16 protein-coding genes, 1 rRNA gene and 1 other annotated feature are annotated in these 16,646 nt (G+C 37.0%); all 17 genes read right to left on the bottom strand.

Going from position 1 to position 16,646, the window contains the following annotated elements; genetic code table 11:
• Nucleotides 1-76: 76 nt before the first annotated feature.
• Complete coding sequence (locus tag ACSG5Z_RS28475) at nt 77-736, bottom strand: RNA polymerase factor sigma-70 (RefSeq protein ID WP_000387198.1); 660 nt, start codon at nt 734-736, stop codon at nt 77-79.
• A gap of 67 nt (nt 737-803) precedes the next feature.
• Nucleotides 804-1,316: an NYN domain-containing protein gene (locus ACSG5Z_RS28470; protein ID WP_000997888.1), complete on the bottom strand. Its 513-nt coding sequence runs from the start codon at nt 1,314-1,316 to the stop codon at nt 804-806.
• Between the two features lie 3 nt (nt 1,317-1,319).
• Entirely contained in the window at nt 1,320-2,063 is a 744-nt protein-coding gene (gene rlmB / locus ACSG5Z_RS28465) for a 23S rRNA (guanosine(2251)-2'-O)-methyltransferase RlmB (protein ID WP_000093757.1), read from the bottom strand.
• Nucleotides 2,060-2,467 (bottom strand): Mini-ribonuclease 3, encoded by a 408-nt coding sequence (locus ACSG5Z_RS28460; RefSeq protein ID WP_000564263.1) that lies wholly within the window; start codon nt 2,465-2,467, stop codon nt 2,060-2,062. Before ACSG5Z_RS28460 ends, rlmB begins: the two co-directional genes overlap by 4 nt.
• Before the next feature lie 2 nt (nt 2,468-2,469).
• Nucleotides 2,470-3,867, bottom strand: a complete 1,398-nt coding sequence (gene cysS / locus ACSG5Z_RS28455; protein WP_262751484.1) for a cysteine--tRNA ligase — start codon at nt 3,865-3,867, stop codon at nt 2,470-2,472.
• A complete protein-coding gene (cysE, locus tag ACSG5Z_RS28450) occupies nt 3,848-4,513 on the bottom strand; it encodes a serine O-acetyltransferase (protein ID WP_000476500.1) in 666 nt (221 codons plus the stop codon). Before cysE ends, cysS begins: the two co-directional genes overlap by 20 nt.
• 146 nt (nt 4,514-4,659) lie before the next feature.
• Nucleotides 4,660-4,906, bottom strand: a binding site (T-box leader).
• Between the two features lie 47 nt (nt 4,907-4,953).
• Nucleotides 4,954-6,411: a glutamate--tRNA ligase gene (gene gltX, locus ACSG5Z_RS28445; protein WP_087983926.1), complete on the bottom strand. Its 1,458-nt coding sequence runs from the start codon at nt 6,409-6,411 to the stop codon at nt 4,954-4,956.
• An 89-nt stretch (nt 6,412-6,500) separates the two neighbouring features.
• On the bottom strand, nt 6,501-6,977 hold the full coding sequence (ispF, locus tag ACSG5Z_RS28440) for a 2-C-methyl-D-erythritol 2,4-cyclodiphosphate synthase (protein ID WP_000488386.1): 477 nt from the start codon (nt 6,975-6,977) through the stop codon (nt 6,501-6,503).
• A 115-nt stretch (nt 6,978-7,092) separates the two neighbouring features.
• On the bottom strand, nt 7,093-7,773 hold the full coding sequence (ispD, locus tag ACSG5Z_RS28435) for a 2-C-methyl-D-erythritol 4-phosphate cytidylyltransferase (protein WP_435712680.1): 681 nt from the start codon (nt 7,771-7,773) through the stop codon (nt 7,093-7,095).
• Between the two features lie 16 nt (nt 7,774-7,789).
• Nucleotides 7,790-8,893, bottom strand: coding sequence for a PIN/TRAM domain-containing protein (locus tag ACSG5Z_RS28430; RefSeq protein ID WP_000919686.1), 1,104 nt, complete (start codon nt 8,891-8,893; stop codon nt 7,790-7,792).
• 160 nt (nt 8,894-9,053) lie between these two features.
• The gene (gene disA / locus ACSG5Z_RS28425; RefSeq protein WP_000392165.1) at nt 9,054-10,127 is read right to left on the bottom strand and encodes a DNA integrity scanning diadenylate cyclase DisA; all 1,074 of its coding nucleotides are present in this window, start codon (nt 10,125-10,127) and stop codon (nt 9,054-9,056) included.
• Between the two features lie 3 nt (nt 10,128-10,130).
• Nucleotides 10,131-11,507, bottom strand: coding sequence for a DNA repair protein RadA (gene radA, locus ACSG5Z_RS28420; RefSeq protein WP_001085205.1), 1,377 nt, complete (start codon nt 11,505-11,507; stop codon nt 10,131-10,133).
• Between the two features lie 96 nt (nt 11,508-11,603).
• Nucleotides 11,604-14,039 carry an ATP-dependent protease ATP-binding subunit ClpC gene (clpC, locus tag ACSG5Z_RS28415; protein WP_000971181.1) on the bottom strand — a complete coding sequence of 812 codons (2,436 nt, stop codon included), beginning with the start codon at nt 14,037-14,039 and terminating at the stop codon, nt 11,604-11,606.
• A gap of 22 nt (nt 14,040-14,061) precedes the next feature.
• On the bottom strand, nt 14,062-15,126 hold the full coding sequence (gene mcsB, locus ACSG5Z_RS28410; protein ID WP_087983928.1) for a protein-arginine kinase McsB: 1,065 nt from the start codon (nt 15,124-15,126) through the stop codon (nt 14,062-14,064).
• A gap of 4 nt (nt 15,127-15,130) precedes the next feature.
• A complete protein-coding gene (mcsA, locus tag ACSG5Z_RS28405; RefSeq protein WP_088061472.1) occupies nt 15,131-15,679 on the bottom strand; it encodes a protein-arginine kinase activator protein McsA in 549 nt (182 codons plus the stop codon).
• 173 nt (nt 15,680-15,852) lie between these two features.
• Nucleotides 15,853-16,314 (bottom strand): transcriptional regulator CtsR, encoded by a 462-nt coding sequence (gene ctsR, locus ACSG5Z_RS28400; protein WP_001244556.1) that lies wholly within the window; start codon nt 16,312-16,314, stop codon nt 15,853-15,855.
• Between the two features lie 207 nt (nt 16,315-16,521).
• Nucleotides 16,522-16,637: ribosomal RNA gene (gene rrf / locus ACSG5Z_RS28395) — 5S ribosomal RNA — on the bottom strand.
• Between the last annotated feature and the right edge of the window lie 9 nt (nt 16,638-16,646).

The following is a 16,646-nucleotide window of genomic DNA, read 5'->3' as shown; positions in this document are numbered from 1 at the left end:
AAGACAATGTCAATGACATGCCTTTTGCACTCTCTACAAAAAGAAAACAGGTGATTTTTTACACCTGTAGCATTTGTTATGAATTTAAAGTGGTACTCTCTCTCATTTCCATATATCGTTCCAATTTCCGCTTCACCCTCTGTAAAGCGTTATCAATAGATTTCACATGTCTATTTAACTGTTCCGAAATCTCTTGATAAGAACGACCATCTAGATATAAAGAAAGCACTTTTCTTTCTAAATCGCTTAATAATTCAGATATTTTAGATTCTATGTCTGTATATTCTTCCTGACTTATAATCATTTCTTCAGGATCCGTTACCTTCGCTTCCGAAATAACATCTAATAATGTTCGATCAGATTCCTCATCATAAATCGGCTTATCTAAAGACACGTATGAATTTAACGGAATATGTTTTTGCCTTGTTGCTGTTTTAATAGCGGTAATAATTTGCCGAGTGATACACAGTTCAGCAAATGCTTTGAATGAAGACAGCTTGTCCTCTTTATAATCACGAATCGCTTTAAACAATCCAATCATACCTTCTTGAACAATATCTTCTCGATCGGCACCCACTAAGAAATAAGATCTCGATTTCGCGCGAACAAAGTTCTTATATTTGTGAATCAAATATTCTAGAGCGTCAGTATTACCTTTTCGAACTAACTCAACGATTGCCTCATCCTCTAAATCACGAAATGTAACGTCGCCTACACTTACGAAGCCTGCTTCCACCTTGATCCCTCCGACCGCTATTTATTTAGCAATATTATACAGTAAAAAGATAAAGAGCGTCAATGCTTCAACGCTCTCCTCTTCTTAATTTTTCTAATTTTTCTGTAATATCTTTACTAAATATCTTTCGCATGGCGGGTTGCTTTTCTTTTGTGTCTTGTGTACGCCTTCTTACTTGTTGCTCCATCGCTTGTACTTCCAACTCCAATTCACGTGCAGATTTCCGAAGAGCACCTTGCGCAAATATAACCCATTGTTCCGTATAATCAGAAGTCGCAACATATATTTGCGTATTTATATTTCTAAGCTCAATCGCAAGCTGCTCTATCTTTTCATCTGCAGTTTGATTCTTCCTCGTGAATATGACTTCCACACGCGATTGTTTCATCTTTTTTTCAATACCTTGGACTGTATAAGCATCAAAAACTATCATTACCTTTGTACCTGTGTATCCTTGGTAATCCGCCATCTTATCAATCAGTGCATCTCTTGATGATTGCAAATCTACATCCCGTAGTTTCTTCAAGTCTCCCCAAGCTCCGATAATGTTGTAACCGTCAACGATTAAAATATCGTTCATTTTTTATTTACCAATTTCGTGACGCTTACGATATACCTCATACATTAACAAACTTGCGGCTACTGAAGCATTTAAGGATGTAACTTTACCGACCATCGGTAAAGTAATTAAGAAATCACATTTTTCACCAATAATACGACTCATACCTTTTCCTTCACTTCCAATTACTAATCCAATTGGCATTTTACCATCTAAATTACGGTAATCCGTTTTCCCTTTTGCATCTGTACCAGCAATCCAAAGTCCACGTTCTTTTAATTCATCGATTGTACGAGATAAATTCGTTACACGTGCAACAGGAATATATTCAATTGCTCCAGTCGATGCTTTCGCAACTGATGCAGTAAGTCCCACAGCTCTTCTTTTCGGAATAATAATTCCATGAGCTCCTGTTGCATCCGCAGTACGCATAATAGAACCTAGGTTATGCGGGTCTTCGATTTCATCTAAAATTAAGAAGAACGGATCTTCGTTACGCTTCTCTGCCACTTTAAATAGATCTTCTAGCTCAGCATATTGATATGCAGCCACTTGAGCAATTACACCTTGATGGTTCCCCTCAACTAATTGATCTAACTTCTTCTTTGGTGCATGTTGTAAAATAATCTTATTTTCTTTCGCTAGTGCTAGTACAATTTGTATTTGTCCTTTGGCAGCACCTTCCGCGATCCAAATTTTATTAATATCTCTTCCTGAGCGTAACGCTTCAATTACAGGGTTACGTCCGATAATATATTCACTACTCATGATGATGTGCCCCCTTCCTTTTCTTCTAAAACAGCAATTGCCTTATATACAATTTCGTCTAATCTTTCACGATTATTTAATAAGTGATGATAGCCAATTAGCGCTTCAAAGGCTGTACTATATCGATATGTTTGTACATCAGTATTTTTCGGGACAGTACCTGAATTTGCATTACGCCCTCTTCTTAGTACCGCCTCTTCTTCCTCTGTTAAAAATGCTGTCTCTAATAAATGATAAACAACTTTCGCCTGTGCTTTTGCCGAAACAAAGCTTGTCCCTAATCGATGCAATTGATTAGGACGAACTTTCCCTTTTTGAAGTAGGTGATAGCGGATATATTGTTCATATACCGCATCACCCATATATGCTAACGCTAAGCTGTTTAATTGCTTTGCATCAATCATTCTTATCCTCTTTTCCATCTTGTACCTTGAGCGGTATCTTCTAAAATAATATTACGGTTTTTTAAATCATCGCGAATTTGATCCGATAACGCAAAATCACGATTTTTACGAGCTTCAATGCGCTTTTGAATAAGTACCTCAATTTCTTCATCAAGCAACTCTTCTTGCGCTAATTCTAACCCTAAAATATCAAATAATGTTTCAAGTTGTTTTACGTATGCTTCAATTACAACTGTAGACGTATGTTCTTCCAGTAAATATTGATTTGCATGATTTGCTACATTATATAACTCAGTGATTGCATTAGCAGTGTTGAAGTCATCATTCATTGCTTCTTCAAATGCAGTCTGGAATTTTTCCAGTTCCGCTAACCATTTCTCATTATGATCTGTTAAATCAGTACTACTTTCCATACGGTGTTTTAAATTACCGTAGGCCGTTTTAATTCTTTCCAGTCCGTTATTTGTACTTTGTAGTAAATCTTCACTGAAATTAATTGGGTGACGGTAATGTACCGATAGCATAAAGAATCTAATTAGCTGTGGATCATATTGCTTAATGATATCGTGAACTAAAATGAAGTTCCCCAGTGACTTAGACATCTTCTCATTATTAATATTAATATATCCATTGTGCATCCAATAACGTGCAAATGTTTTTCCTGTTAATGCCTCAGACTGCGCAATTTCATTCTCATGATGAGGAAATGCCAAGTCTTGACCACCAGCATGAATATCGATTGTATCTCCTAAGTATTTACGCGCCATTGCTGAGCATTCAATATGCCAGCCTGGACGACCTTTCCCCCAAGGGCTTTCCCAGAAGATTTCTCCTTCTTTCGCAGCTTTCCATAGAGCAAAATCAAGAGGATCTTGTTTCTTTTCTCCTACTTCAATGCGTGCACCGTGACGTAAGTCGGCGATTGGTTGATGCGATAATTTACCGTATCCTTCAAATTCCTTCGTTCTAAAGTACACATCACCTTCTGATTCATATGCATATCCTTTATTCACAAGTTCTTGAATAAATTCAATAATGATATCCATATTTTCCGTTACACGCGGATGAACTGTTGCATGTTTGCAACCTAGTGCCGTTACATCTTCAAAATACGCTTCAACGAAACGGTCAGCAATTGTCGGCACATCTTCACCTAATTCATTTGCTGCTTTAATTAATTTATCATCTACGTCAGTAAAGTTAGATACATACTGCACATCATACCCTTTATATTCTAAATAACGGCGTACCGTATCAAATACCATAGGTGGTCTTGCATTCCCAATGTGAATATAGTTATAAACTGTAGGTCCACACACATACATCTTTACCTTATTTTCTTCTAATGGAGTAAACTCTTCCTTTTGACGCGTTAACGTATTATAAATGTGAATAGTCATTTTTATCCTTCCTTTCTACCTTTACTTCAAGTTGTTTTTTCAATTTATCAAGTTCTACTTCCATGACCTTTAACTTATCAAAAATTGGGTCTGGAAGGTCAGAATGATTTAATTCTTGACCGATCTTTACTCCATTTTGAATAACGACTCGGCCAGGTATACCTACAACTGTAGAATGTGCAGGCACTTCTTTTAATACGACAGACCCTGCTCCAATTTTAGAATTCTCTCCAACTGTAATAGAACCTAGCACTTTAGCACCTGTTGCAATTAATACATTATCCTGAATTGTAGGGTGCCTCTTCCCCTTTTCTTTACCCGTACCACCTAATGTAACACCTTGATAGATCGTTACATTATCACCAATCTCGCACGTTTCTCCAATTACAACCCCCATTCCATGGTCTATGAAAAAACGACGACCAATTGTTGCTCCTGGATGAATCTCAATACCGGTAAAAAAACGACTAACTTGTGAGATCCAACGTGCAATAAAGAAGAAATTCTTTTTATAAAAAGCATGTGCAATTCGATGGGCCCAAACTGCATGTAATCCAGAGTAAGTCAAAATGACTTCGAAATAACTTCTTGCCGCTGGATCCTGTTCAAAAACGACTTCAATATCTTCCCGAAGCCTCTTAAACATCGACGCTCCCTCCCCTTTATGGGCTGCTTTTTCGAGTGAACTAACTCCCTTAACTCCCTACTTATCCCCCTAAATCTTTATACACGGGGATAAAACTTATACTCATACCCATTTTTACGGTATAAAAAAGACGCCTCTGTCATATTGACAGAGACGCCTTATAAGCGCGGTTCCACTCTGTTTAGGCTAAAGAAAGCCTCAAACTCATCTATGATAACGGTGTACACCGCTTCTGCTTACTTTACGCCCTAAGACGTTTCACAAAACAATTCGCTGTTCAGCAGAAGACTCGAAGGGGCATTTCAAAAATCCGCTTATAAACCACTTCCAGCCTAAAGGTGGTTCTCTCTGTAAAAAGCCTGATTTTCTACTTCTCCTTCTCGTCGCTTTTCCTTATTAGGTTTTAAGTATACTTATTATATTTCTAAATCTAGAAAATGTTAACCAATTACTTTTTGAAGACGATTTAAAACTTTTTCTTTTCCAAGAAGTGCAATAGCATTAGGAAGCTCTGGGCCATGTGTTTGACCAGTAGTTGCAACACGGATTGGCATAAATAAGTTTTTACCTTTATGACCTGTTTCCTTTTGCACTGCTTTAATAGCCGCCTTAATCGCTGCTGGTTCCATCGCTTCTAGTGCTTCTACTTGACTCGCAAATGCACGAAGTACTTCTGGTACTTGTTCACCTTTTAATACTTCTTGTCCTTCTTCTTCATAATCAACATGATCTTTGAAGAACATTTCAGAAAGCTCTACAATTTCAGCTCCAAAACTCATTTGTTCATGATATAACGCAATTACATCACGAATCCAAGCTTGTTCTTGTTCGCTTAAAGTTTCACCTATACGTCCAGCTTTCACTAGATGCGGTAAGCTTAATTCTACCACCGTATCTAAATCTTGCTTTTTCATATATTGGTTGTTCATCCATTTTAGTTTTTGAGAATCAAATAATGCAGGTGATTTTGATAAACGAGCTGCATCGAACATTTTGATAAATTCTTCTTGAGAGAAGATTTCTTCTTCTCCTACTGGCGACCAACCTAGTAGTGCAATAAAGTTAAAGATCGCTTCTGGAAGATATCCAAGCTCTTTATATTGCTCAATAAATTGAATAATAGATTCATCACGCTTACTTAACTTTTTACGGCTTTCGTTTACAATTAAAGTCATATGACCAAATTGCGGAATATCCCAACCGAAAGCTTCGTAAATCATCATTTGTTTTGGCGTATTTGAAATATGATCATCACCACGAAGTACATGTGTAATCTCCATTAAGTGATCATCTACTGCTACCGCAAAGTTATAAGTTGGAATTCCATCTTTTTTCACGATAACGAAATCACCGAAATCATTTGAATGGAATGCAACTTCATCTTTTACGATATCTTTAAACGTGTAGTCGCGATCAACCGGTACACGGAAACGAATACTCGGAATGCGGCCTTCAGCCTCAAATCCCTTCATTTGCTCCTCAGTTAAATCACGGTGGTTTCCAGCATAACGCGGTGTTTCACCACGAGAGATTTGTCCTTCACGCTCTGCTTCTAGCTCTTCTTCTGTCATATAACATTTGTAAGCTAAACCGCGTTCTAATAAATCTTCATATAATTTTTTATAAATATCTAAACGCTCTGTTTGACGATATGGTCCAAATTCACCACCAACATCAACACCTTCATCCCAGTCCATACCGAGCCATTTCAAGTATTTTAATTGGCTTTCTTCTCCACCAGCAACATTACGTTTCACATCAGTATCTTCAATACGAATAATAAACTTACCATCTTGATGACGAGCAAATAAATAATTAAATAATGCCGTACGCGCATTTCCGATATGTAAGTGTCCTGTTGGACTTGGCGCATAGCGCACTCTCACTTGCTTTTCCATAATTGGTACACCTTCCATTCTTAATGTCAACACATTCTATAATTGTACACCAAAAAAATGTGATTATCCATCTTACGAATTAAAAACCATTATTTTTTCTGTAATAAAACAACTGCTTGAGAAGCAATTCCTTCTTCTCTACCTGTAAATCCTAATTTTTCTGTTGTTGTTGCTTTTACATTGATATTGTCAATAGACGTTTCTAACAGTTCACTAATACGTTTACGCATACTTTCAATATGTGGTGCCATCTTTGGCTTTTGAGCAATAATTGTACAATCTAGATTCCCTAACTCGTAACCTTGTTCACGTACAAATTCCCAAACCTTTTGCAGCAATACAGCTGAATCAGCATCTTTAAAAGCAGGATCTGTATCAGGGAAATGCTTTCCAATATCCCCAGCTGCAATTGCACCTAAACATGCATCTGCAATCGTATGTAACAATACGTCTGCATCTGAATGACCAATTAATCCTTTCTCATGAGGAATTGTAATTCCACCAATAATTAACGGTCTACCTTCCGCAAACTCATGCACATCAAAACCTTGTCCAATTCGAAACATTTTTTACATCCTCCTCAAGCTAAACTACAGAGCTTTATGATTCTATATTATATCGCTATCCTTATAAAGAAAAGCCCGGCTGTTGCCGAGCTTTTTTTCGCTATAATCATCACTTTCATTTCTTTTGAACATGAAGGAAACTTTCAGCAATTAATAAATCCTCTGGAGTCGTCACTTTAATATTATAGTAACTCCCCTCTACTACACCTACTTGCTTCCCGATACGTTCTACGAGGCTTGCATCATCTGTACCAAGGAAACAACCCTGTTTTGCACTTCTATGAGCTTCTAACAAAAGAGAAACAGCGAACCCTTGTGGTGTTTGTACAGCTTTAAGCTGAGATCTTTCTACCGTTTCGACAACGATACCCTGCTCTACTTTCTTAACTGTATCTTTCACTGGTACCGCACAAATGGACGCTCCATATTTTTCCGCTGCAGTTAATACATCTTGAATCACTTTGTTCGTTACAAATGGACGCGCGCCATCATGTACAAGAACATACTCAACATCACTAGTATGCTGAATGGCGTTATATACACTATCTTGTCTTTCGGCTCCGCCCTGAATAAATTGTACTGGCTTTTCAATTGGATACTTCTGCATTAATTCTTCAAAATACGGACGTTCTTCTTTGTTAATTGCCATAATAATACTTTTGCACGCTTTATCTTTTTCAAAAGCACGTAACGTATGCACAATAATCGGTACTCCATTAATAAGTAAGAACAACTTATTTTTACCAGCACCCATCCGCTTACCTTGACCAGCTGCTGGAATAATTAATGTATACATATTAATAATCCTCTACTTATAATGCTTTTTCTAATAATTTACGTTTGGCGAAAATCATACGCCCAGCCGATGTTTGTAACACACTAGTAACAAGCACATTGAGTTGTGAACCTACATATTCTCGACCATCTTCTACTACAATCATCGTGCCATCATCTAAATATGCAACACCTTGATTTTGTTCTTTTCCATCTTTGACAACATAAACACTCAGTTCTTCACCTGGGAGTACAACAGGTTTAATTGCATTAGCTAAATCGTTAATATTTAACACCGTTACCCCTTGTAATTCAGAAACTTTGTTTAAATTGAAATCATTCGTTACTACCGTTCCACCAGTGATTTTCGCCAACTTTACAAGTTTGCTATCCACTTCTTGAATATCATCGAAATCGCCTTCATAAATTTCTACCGGAATCGGCATCTCTTTTTGAATACGATTTAAAATATCTAATCCTCTGCGACCACGATTACGCTTTAAAGCATCAGAAGAATCGGCAATGTGCTGAAGTTCTTCTAACACGAATTGTGGAATCACAATTGTTCCTTCTAAAAACTTTGTTTGGCAAATATCAGCAATACGCCCATCGATAATTACACTCGTATCGAGAATTTTCCAATGAGTTGTAGATTCTTCTACCTCAGTTTCTTCATTCTCACTATTATTATTTTTCTTCTTCCCACGTTGTGGTAATGTAAATAATCCTAGCAATTCATTCCTCTTTTTAAACCCTACTTGGAATCCTAAATATCCAAGTAAAAGAGTAAAGAACACTTGCAACACTGTGCTAATAACTGGAATTGTAAATTCACGAATTGGTATTAAAATTAAATATGCAACAATAAGACCAGAGATTAACCCTAATGTACCAAATAAAACATCCGCTACAGGCGCCTTTACAAGAGCCTCTTCAATATGCTTAATAAGTTGAACAATATAATCTACAAGCCAAAATGTTGTTAAAAATAAAATAATTGCACCAATAATTGCACGAACATACGATCCTTCCAATAAAGGAACGGCACCGATGTCTAATACATTAATAACTTTTGGGATTAAGTAAATCCCTAACGCTCCGCCAATTACTAGAAAGAAGAGCTGTACAATCCGTTTTAACATCCAACCACCTCCTACTCATTATTAACCATTGTTTCGCTAATCAAAACGCCGAATGCAAAAGCGGACGTGTTTTTTTATAAATAGTTTTATTTACCAATATACCATATCTTATACCAAAAATGTTCTAGTGTCGTTATATTATGGAATCAATGTAATATTCTTAATTGTGTCTACTCATATAGAGATGCTCTTGGATTCTTTTTAAGCCTTCTCGTATTTTCTTCGCCCTTACTTCTCCAATTCCTTCCACATCATCCAATTCATTAATAGTTGCTCGACAAACACCTTGTAAAGTCTTAAATCGATTAATTAAATTTTCAATGATAAGTGGCGGAACGCGCGAAATTTTGCTTGTGATTCGGTATCCTCTCGGCGTCACACTTTCTTCTAAACTCATTTGTCCTGGATAGCCAAGCAATTTAACTAAATCGCTATCCTCTAGAAGTTGTGTATTCGCAAGATCTTGTAACTTTTTCAAAATTTGATGATGGTCTTGTGTTTTTTCTTGATAATAATCTTTAATTAATAACGCTGCCTCTGCCTCTAAATCAGCTAGTAGTTCTGTAAGTTGTAAACGAATTAACCTACCTTCCGTTCCTAACTCATGAATATAGCTCAATATTTCATTTTTAATCCGCAGTACCATTTCAACACTATGTAACACATGAACCACCTCGGACATTGTAACGACTTCTTCAAATTCTAGAATGCCCAAATTCGTAATACCATCATTCCATACAGCCTTATATTTTTCTAACGTTTGAATAGCTTGGTTTGCCTTTGTTAAAATAACACCTATATCCTTTAGTGTATAACGTAAATTCCCTTGATATAGTGTAATTACGTTACGTCTTTGTGAAATAGCCACAACGAGACTACCTGTCTGCTTTGCTACACGCTCTGCCGTCCGGTGGCGCATACCTGTTTCAATAGAATCAATAGATGCCTCTGGAACTAACTGTGCATTTGCAATTAAAATTTTACTTCCAGTTTCATTTAAAATAAGTGCCCCATCCATTTTTGCTAATTCGTATAAACTAGCAGGAGAGAATGCACAATTAATGTGAAATCCCCCATCAACAATACTTTTAATTTGTTCATTATATCCAAGAACAATTAGTCCCCCTGTTTGTGCGCGAAGCACATTATCTATCCCTTCGCGCAGTGGTGTTCCTGGGGCCACGAGCTGTAAAATATTAATCATACTTTTGACACGTTGCTTGTTTTCTTCCATAGCCTAGCCTCCTAATGTCAAACGAAGCGCTTCCCCTAAATTAGATACACCTACTACCTCAATCCCATCCGGAATTGTCCATCCTCCCAAATTTTTTCTAGGAATAATAGCACGTTGAAATCCTAATTTAGCTGCTTCTTGTACACGTTGTTCAATTCTTGATACTCTTCTTATTTCTCCAGTTAATCCTACTTCTCCTATTACTGCATCAGTTGGTGTCGTAGATTTATCTCTAAAACTTGAAGCAATACTTAAAGCCACAGCTAAATCAATTGCTGGTTCATCTAATTTCAAACCACCTGCTACTTTTAAATATGCGTCTTGGTTCTGCAATAATAAACCTGTTCTTTTTTCTAGCACTGCCATAATAAGCGATACACGGTTATGATCAATTCCCGTCGCCATTCTTCGAGGGTTTCCAAAACTAGTAGGGGAGATTAATGCTTGTATTTCTACTAAAACCGGTCTTGTTCCTTCCATTGAGGCAACTACTGTTGATCCCGCGACTCCAACGGGTCTTTCCTCAAGAAAAATTTCAGAAGGGTTTAAGACTTCCGCAAGACCGAGCTCTTTCATTTCAAAAATACCCATTTCATTCGTGGAGCCAAAACGATTCTTCACAGCTCGCAAAATACGATATGTATGATGACGATCTCCTTCAAAGTAAAGAACTGCATCGACCATATGTTCTAACATACGAGGTCCTGCAATTGCCCCCTCTTTTGTTACATGTCCGACGATAAAAATAGGAATTCCTTTCGTTTTTGCAAGTTTCATTAATTCCGCTGTACATTCACGTACTTGCGCTACACTTCCTGGGGCTGACGTCACTTCAGGTAAATGTATCGTTTGAATAGAGTCAATAACAACAAAAGCTGGATTCATTTCTTCAATGTGCGCTGCAATTCGCTGTAGATCAGTTTCTGCTACAACAAATAGATTACTACCCTTTACATGCAAACGATCTGCACGAAGTTTAATCTGCTTTGCTGACTCCTCACCTGATATGTATAGTACATCATATGAAGAATCTGCTAATTGCGATGAAATTTGTAATAACAATGTTGATTTCCCAATCCCAGGGTCTCCACCAATAAGTACTAAGGATCCATCTACAATCCCACCACCAAGTACACGGTTAAACTCTTGGAATTTCGTTTCAATACGTGCCTCAGATTTTGTTTCTACTTCTGTTAGGCGTCTTGGTTTTGTTACTTCCGATTGAATTGCATTGGCATAATTAAGGCGTCTTGATGATACAACCGGTTCCATCTCTTCAACAAGCGTATTCCATTGACCACAACCAGGGCATTTCCCCATATATTTTGGTGACTGATAACCACACTCTTGACATGTGAATTTTGTTTTCTTTTTAGCCATATCGTTTTATATTTCACTTCACTTTCATCTATAAACAGTTTATCCTTCTCGTACAAGAAAGAGGGCTATCTCGTAGCCCTCTTAGTTTGTCTATACTTATTTTACCTTTTCAGCACTATGAATGACAAATGATTCCCCTTCAACATCAAAGATAACTTTTTGTCCTTTCTCAATAGCACCTTTTAAAAGTTCTTCCGATAGTCTATCTTCTACATGTTTCTGAATTGCTCTACGAAGCGGACGAGCACCGTATTCTCGGTCAAATCCTTTATCAGCAATGGCTGAAATCGCTCCTTCTGTTAAATGCAATTCAATCTCTTGCTCTTTTAAGCGCTTCACTAACTGATTCACCATAAGTGTTACAATCTCTTGAATATGTTTTTTCTCAAGCATATGGAACACGATAATTTCATCAATACGGTTTAAGAATTCTGGACGAAATGCCTTTTTCAGTTCATCCATTACTTTACCTTTCATATCTGAATAATCGCGGCTCTCATCTTGTACGTTAAATCCAAGATGTTTATTACGTTTTAACGCATCTGCACCAACGTTAGATGTCATAATAACAATTGTATTACGGAAATCAACTGTACGCCCTTTAGAATCCGTTAAGCGACCATCTTCTAATACTTGTAGTAAAATGTTAAACACATCAGGATGAGCTTTCTCTACTTCATCTAATAGGACAACTGAATATGGCTTACGGCGAACCTTTTCTGTTAATTGTCCACCTTCTTCATATCCAACATATCCTGGAGGAGATCCAACTAAACGAGAAGTCGAATGCTTCTCCATGTACTCAGACATATCGATGCGAATCATTGCATCCTCATCACCGAACATAGATTCTGCTAATGCTCTTGCTAGTTCTGTTTTACCTACACCTGTTGGTCCTAAGAAAATAAATGAACCAATCGGACGTTTCGGATCTTTCAATCCTGCTCTAGCACGACGAACAGCTTTCGCTACAGCTACTACCGCTTCATCTTGACCAATAACACGGTTGTGAAGAATGGATTCTAAGTTCAATAATTTATCAGTCTCTGTTTGTGCAAGTTTAGAAACCGGTATACGAGTCCACGTAGAAACGACATTTGCAATATCTTCTACTGTCACTTCTGAGTTTTCTTTTCCTTGTTGCTCTTTCCATTGACGCTTCGTATCTTCTAACTTTTCACGTAAGCGTTGTTCCATATCACGTAAGGAAGCAGCTTTTTCAAATTCTTGACTTTGCACAGCTGCATCTTTTTCTTTTCTAATTTCCTCAAGTTTTACTTCAAGCTCTTTTAGATTTGGTGGTGTTGTATAAGAGCGTAAGCGAACCTTTGAAGCAGCTTCATCAATTAAATCAATTGCTTTATCTGGTAAGAAACGATCTGTAATATAGCGGTCTGAAAGCTTTACAGCTGCATCAATTGCATCATCTGTAATAGATACACGGTGATGCGCTTCGTAACGATCACGTAAACCTTTCAATATTTGAGTTGATTCGTCTAAACTTGGCTCATCAACGTGAATTGGTTGGAAACGTCTTTCTAAAGCCGCGTCTTTTTCAATATATTTACGATATTCATCTAAGGTTGTCGCCCCAATACATTGTAACTCTCCGCGTGCTAAAGATGGTTTTAAAATGTTAGATGCATCAATTGCACCTTCTGCTCCACCTGCACCAATTAATGTATGAAGTTCATCAATAAATAGAATAATGTTTCCAGCTTGACGGATTTCATCCATAACTTTCTTTAAACGATCTTCAAATTCACCACGATATTTCGTTCCAGCTACAACTGTACCCATATCTAGTGTCATAACACGCTTATCTCTTAATGTTTCAGGAACTTCATTATTTACAATTTGTTGTGCTAATCCTTCTGCAATTGCCGTTTTACCTACACCAGGTTCTCCAATTAATACAGGATTATTTTTTGTTCTACGGCTTAAAACTTCAATTACACGTTGAATTTCTTTACCACGACCGATAACAGGATCTAGACGATTTTCACGTGCAACAACTGTTAAATCACGTGCTAAGCTATCCAGTGTCGGTGTATTTGCATTCGTTGAAGAACCACCTTGGTGACCTGAACTTGCTTCATTACTTCCAAGGAGTTGCAATACTTGTTGTCTTGCCTTATTTAAGCTAACACCTAAGTTATTTAAAACACGTGCTGCTACACCTTCACCTTCACGGATTAAACCAAGTAAGATATGTTCTGTTCCAACGTAAGAATGACCTAATTTACGAGCTTCATCCATAGACAACTCAATAACCTTTTTAGCACGCGGTGTATAATGTACAGTTTGAGAAGCTTCTGTTCCGCGTCCAATTAACGCTTCTACCTCTTTTTGAACCTTCTCTGGACTTAATCCAAGAGCAATTAACGCTTTTGCTGCAATTCCTTCCCCTTCGCGTACAAGCCCAAGTAAAATGTGTTCTGTTCCAATATTATTATGCCCAATACGAATTGCTTCCTCTTGAGATAAAGCTAATACTTTCTGTGCTCTTTCTGTAAATCTTCCAAACATCATAGAAATCGCCTCCTACTTGCGCTTAGTTTTTTTCAATACGTAATCGCTCACGGATTAAGGTTGCTCTTCGATAATCTCTTTCTTCTGGTCCTAAAGGTCCGCCTGCATATTGTTGTAAAATGCCTGGTTGTGTAAGAACCATTAGCTCAGTCAAAATATTTCTCGATACACCTTTTATATATCCTAAATCAATACCAAGTCGTACATCTGATAAGCAAGTGGCCGCTTCTGCAGATTGAATTAACCGACTGTTTGCTAGTATGCCATAAGAGCGATAAACCTTATCTTCAAGCTCAATACTTGAATTTTGTACAATTAATTCTCTAGCCATTTTTTCTTGCTGTATGATTTGTTGAATGACACTTTTTAGATCTGCAATAATATCTTCTTCAGATTTTCCTAGCGTCATTTGATTTGACACTTGAAATATATTACCTAACGCTTCGCTACCTTCACCGTATATTCCTCTTACAACTAACCCTAATTTTTGAATTACTTGTATAATGCGGCTAATTCTTTTCGTTAAAACGAGTCCCGGTAAGTGAATCATTACGGAAGCCCTCAATCCTGTACCAACGTTAGTAGGGCAGCTCGTTATATATCCAAGTGATTCATCAAAAGCATATTCAACCTCTTCCTCTATCCAATTATCTATTTGATTGGCACTTTGAATAGCCTCTGATAACTGTAACCCTGAAAATAAGCACTGTATCCTAATGTGGTCTTCTTCATTAAGCATAACACTAATATGTTCGCTTTCTGATAATAGACATGCTCCATATTCTGTTCCTGCAAGGTTAGGACTAATTAAATGCTTTTCAACTAATACTCTCCTTTGAAGAGGCGTTAATTCATTCATTTTTAATAGTTCAAACTCTCCAAAAGGTTCTACCGTTTTATTTATAAATTCCTTTTTAAATAATTCATGAATCTGTCTAGCTTCTTCTTCGTTTTGCATAGTAGAGAATTGATATTTTTTAAAATTACGAGCCAAACGAATTCGACTACTTAAAACAATATCAGAATCAGGGCCATCCCCCTTCATCCATGGACTAATCGCTTCATTCATAATTTTGTCCAGTGACATAGAACTATTCCCCCTCTCTATGCTCACTAAGCTGATTTTCAAGACCTCGAATATCATCCCTTACTTCAGCAGCTTTCTCAAACTCCTCTTTCTGTACGTATTGTTTCAGAATGAGTTTTAGTTCATCTAATTCTTTCTTTAAGTGAAGATTTCCTTCTATACGTTCCGGAATTTTCCCACAATGATCTGTATGTCCGCCGTGCAGACGTTTTAATAATGGCTTTAAATGTTCCTTAAATGTATCGTAACAAGAAGCACATCCAAACCGTCCCACCTTTGTAAATTGCTCATATGTCATCTTACAATCTGGACACCTTAATATACTTGTATTCGAAAGCCCGTTTTGTCCTTCTTCAAACATTGTTGATTCACCGTGTAATAACCCAGCAAATAAATCATGGAATGAAAAGTTAGACTGCGGTGATTGAAAGAAAGACGTATAGCCACTTTGTTCTGCACATTGCTCACAAAGATGAACTTCCGTCTTCTTTTCGTTGATTACTTTTGTATAATGTAAAGTTGCTGGTCTTATATTACAGTTTTGACAAGTCATCACTATCCCCACCTTTACAATAGGAACGATCTATCTGATAGTACTTTTCATACATTACTAGATTGTTCACTTTCCTTTACTTGTTTAAATAAAAGTGCGTGTTCTTTTTTCAAAACCTCTACAATATTTAACTGCCTTATCTCTTAGTTATTATTCTTTTACAAAAGCTATATTTATTTATATTTCAGTGTTCTTAACATTGCGCATAATATTCGAGCCCTAAGTTCATCTCGAGAAGGAACATCCATTGATAATACAGAACGATCTAGTACACTTAACATAAGTTTAGCTTCACGATTTGTTATGATTCCCTCTTCTATTAAACGTATAATCATACTCTCTGCATTCCCTTGCGCAACGCTATGATCAATCATATGAAGCATTTGATCAATCATGTCTATATCGTCATGCAGTTTGACTTTTATAATGCGAATGTAACCTCCTCCACCACGTTTACTTTCTACTACAAATCCTCTTTCTATCGTAAAACGGGTATTGATTACATAATTGATTTGAGATGGTACGCACTCGAATCGATCCGCAATCTCATTTCTTTTGATTTCAATCACATTATTATTACTTAAGTCAATAACTTGCTTTAGATATTGCTCAATGATATCAGATATATTTCTCATTTATCCGCCACCTTTATTGACTTTGACTATCTTTGACTTTAATTATATACGTATTAATAAAATTTGCAACTCTTTTGCTTATTCACTATCCTAGCCACATTCCCCTGTATTTAATCAAAATAATAATTATTTGAACACATTTTTTAATTACTATGGATTATAAAAGAAAACACGAAAAAACACGAGTCATTTGACTCGTGTTTAGTTGCTTGGCGACGTCCTACTCTCACAGGGACAAGGTCCCAACTACCATCGGCGCTAGAGAGCTTAACTTCCGTGTTCGGTATGGGAACGGGTGTGACCTCTCTGCCATCATCACCAAACTATGAAGG

Origin of the sequence: Bacillus pretiosus (assembly GCF_051294775.1) — a bacterium.
GTDB lineage: Bacteria > Bacillota > Bacilli > Bacillales > Bacillaceae_G > Bacillus_A > Bacillus_A wiedmannii.
The sequence above is the reverse complement of the archived record's forward strand: the minus strand, read 5'-3'. Positions and strand labels throughout refer to the sequence as shown.

What these genes read in the sequence shown, in the direction of transcription:
- cysS (WP_262751484.1), bottom strand. Translation starts at nt 3,867, where the DNA reads ATGACTATTCACATTTATAATACGTTAACGCGTCAAAAGGAAGAGTTT.
- ispF (WP_000488386.1), bottom strand. Translation starts at nt 6,977, where the DNA reads ATGTTTCGAATTGGACAAGGTTTTGATGTGCATGAGTTTGCGGAAGGT.
- disA (WP_000392165.1), bottom strand. Translation starts at nt 10,127, where the DNA reads ATGGAAGAAAACAAGCAACGTGTCAAAAGTATGATTAATATTTTACAG.
- cysE (WP_000476500.1), bottom strand. Translation starts at nt 4,513, where the DNA reads ATGTTTAAGAGGCTTCGGGAAGATATTGAAGTCGTTTTTGAACAGGAT.
- ACSG5Z_RS28430 (WP_000919686.1), bottom strand. Translation starts at nt 8,893, where the DNA reads ATGTTAAAACGGATTGTACAGCTCTTCTTTCTAGTAATTGGCGGAGCG.
- clpC (WP_000971181.1), bottom strand. Translation starts at nt 14,039, where the DNA reads ATGATGTTTGGAAGATTTACAGAAAGAGCACAGAAAGTATTAGCTTTA.
- radA (WP_001085205.1), bottom strand. Translation starts at nt 11,507, where the DNA reads ATGGCTAAAAAGAAAACAAAATTCACATGTCAAGAGTGTGGTTATCAG.
- mcsB (WP_087983928.1), bottom strand. Translation starts at nt 15,126, where the DNA reads ATGTCACTGGACAAAATTATGAATGAAGCGATTAGTCCATGGATGAAG.
- gltX (WP_087983926.1), bottom strand. Translation starts at nt 6,411, where the DNA reads ATGGAAAAGCAAGTGAGAGTGCGCTATGCGCCAAGTCCAACAGGACAC.
- ACSG5Z_RS28460 (WP_000564263.1), bottom strand. Translation starts at nt 2,467, where the DNA reads ATGATTGATGCAAAGCAATTAAACAGCTTAGCGTTAGCATATATGGGT.
- mcsA (WP_088061472.1), bottom strand. Translation starts at nt 15,679, where the DNA reads ATGACTTGTCAAAACTGTAATATAAGACCAGCAACTTTACATTATACA.
- ispD (WP_435712680.1), bottom strand. Translation starts at nt 7,773, where the DNA reads ATGTATACATTAATTATTCCAGCAGCTGGTCAAGGTAAGCGGATGGGT.
- ctsR (WP_001244556.1), bottom strand. Translation starts at nt 16,314, where the DNA reads ATGAGAAATATATCTGATATCATTGAGCAATATCTAAAGCAAGTTATT.
- ACSG5Z_RS28470 (WP_000997888.1), bottom strand. Translation starts at nt 1,316, where the DNA reads ATGAACGATATTTTAATCGTTGACGGTTACAACATTATCGGAGCTTGG.
- rlmB (WP_000093757.1), bottom strand. Translation starts at nt 2,063, where the DNA reads ATGAGTAGTGAATATATTATCGGACGTAACCCTGTAATTGAAGCGTTA.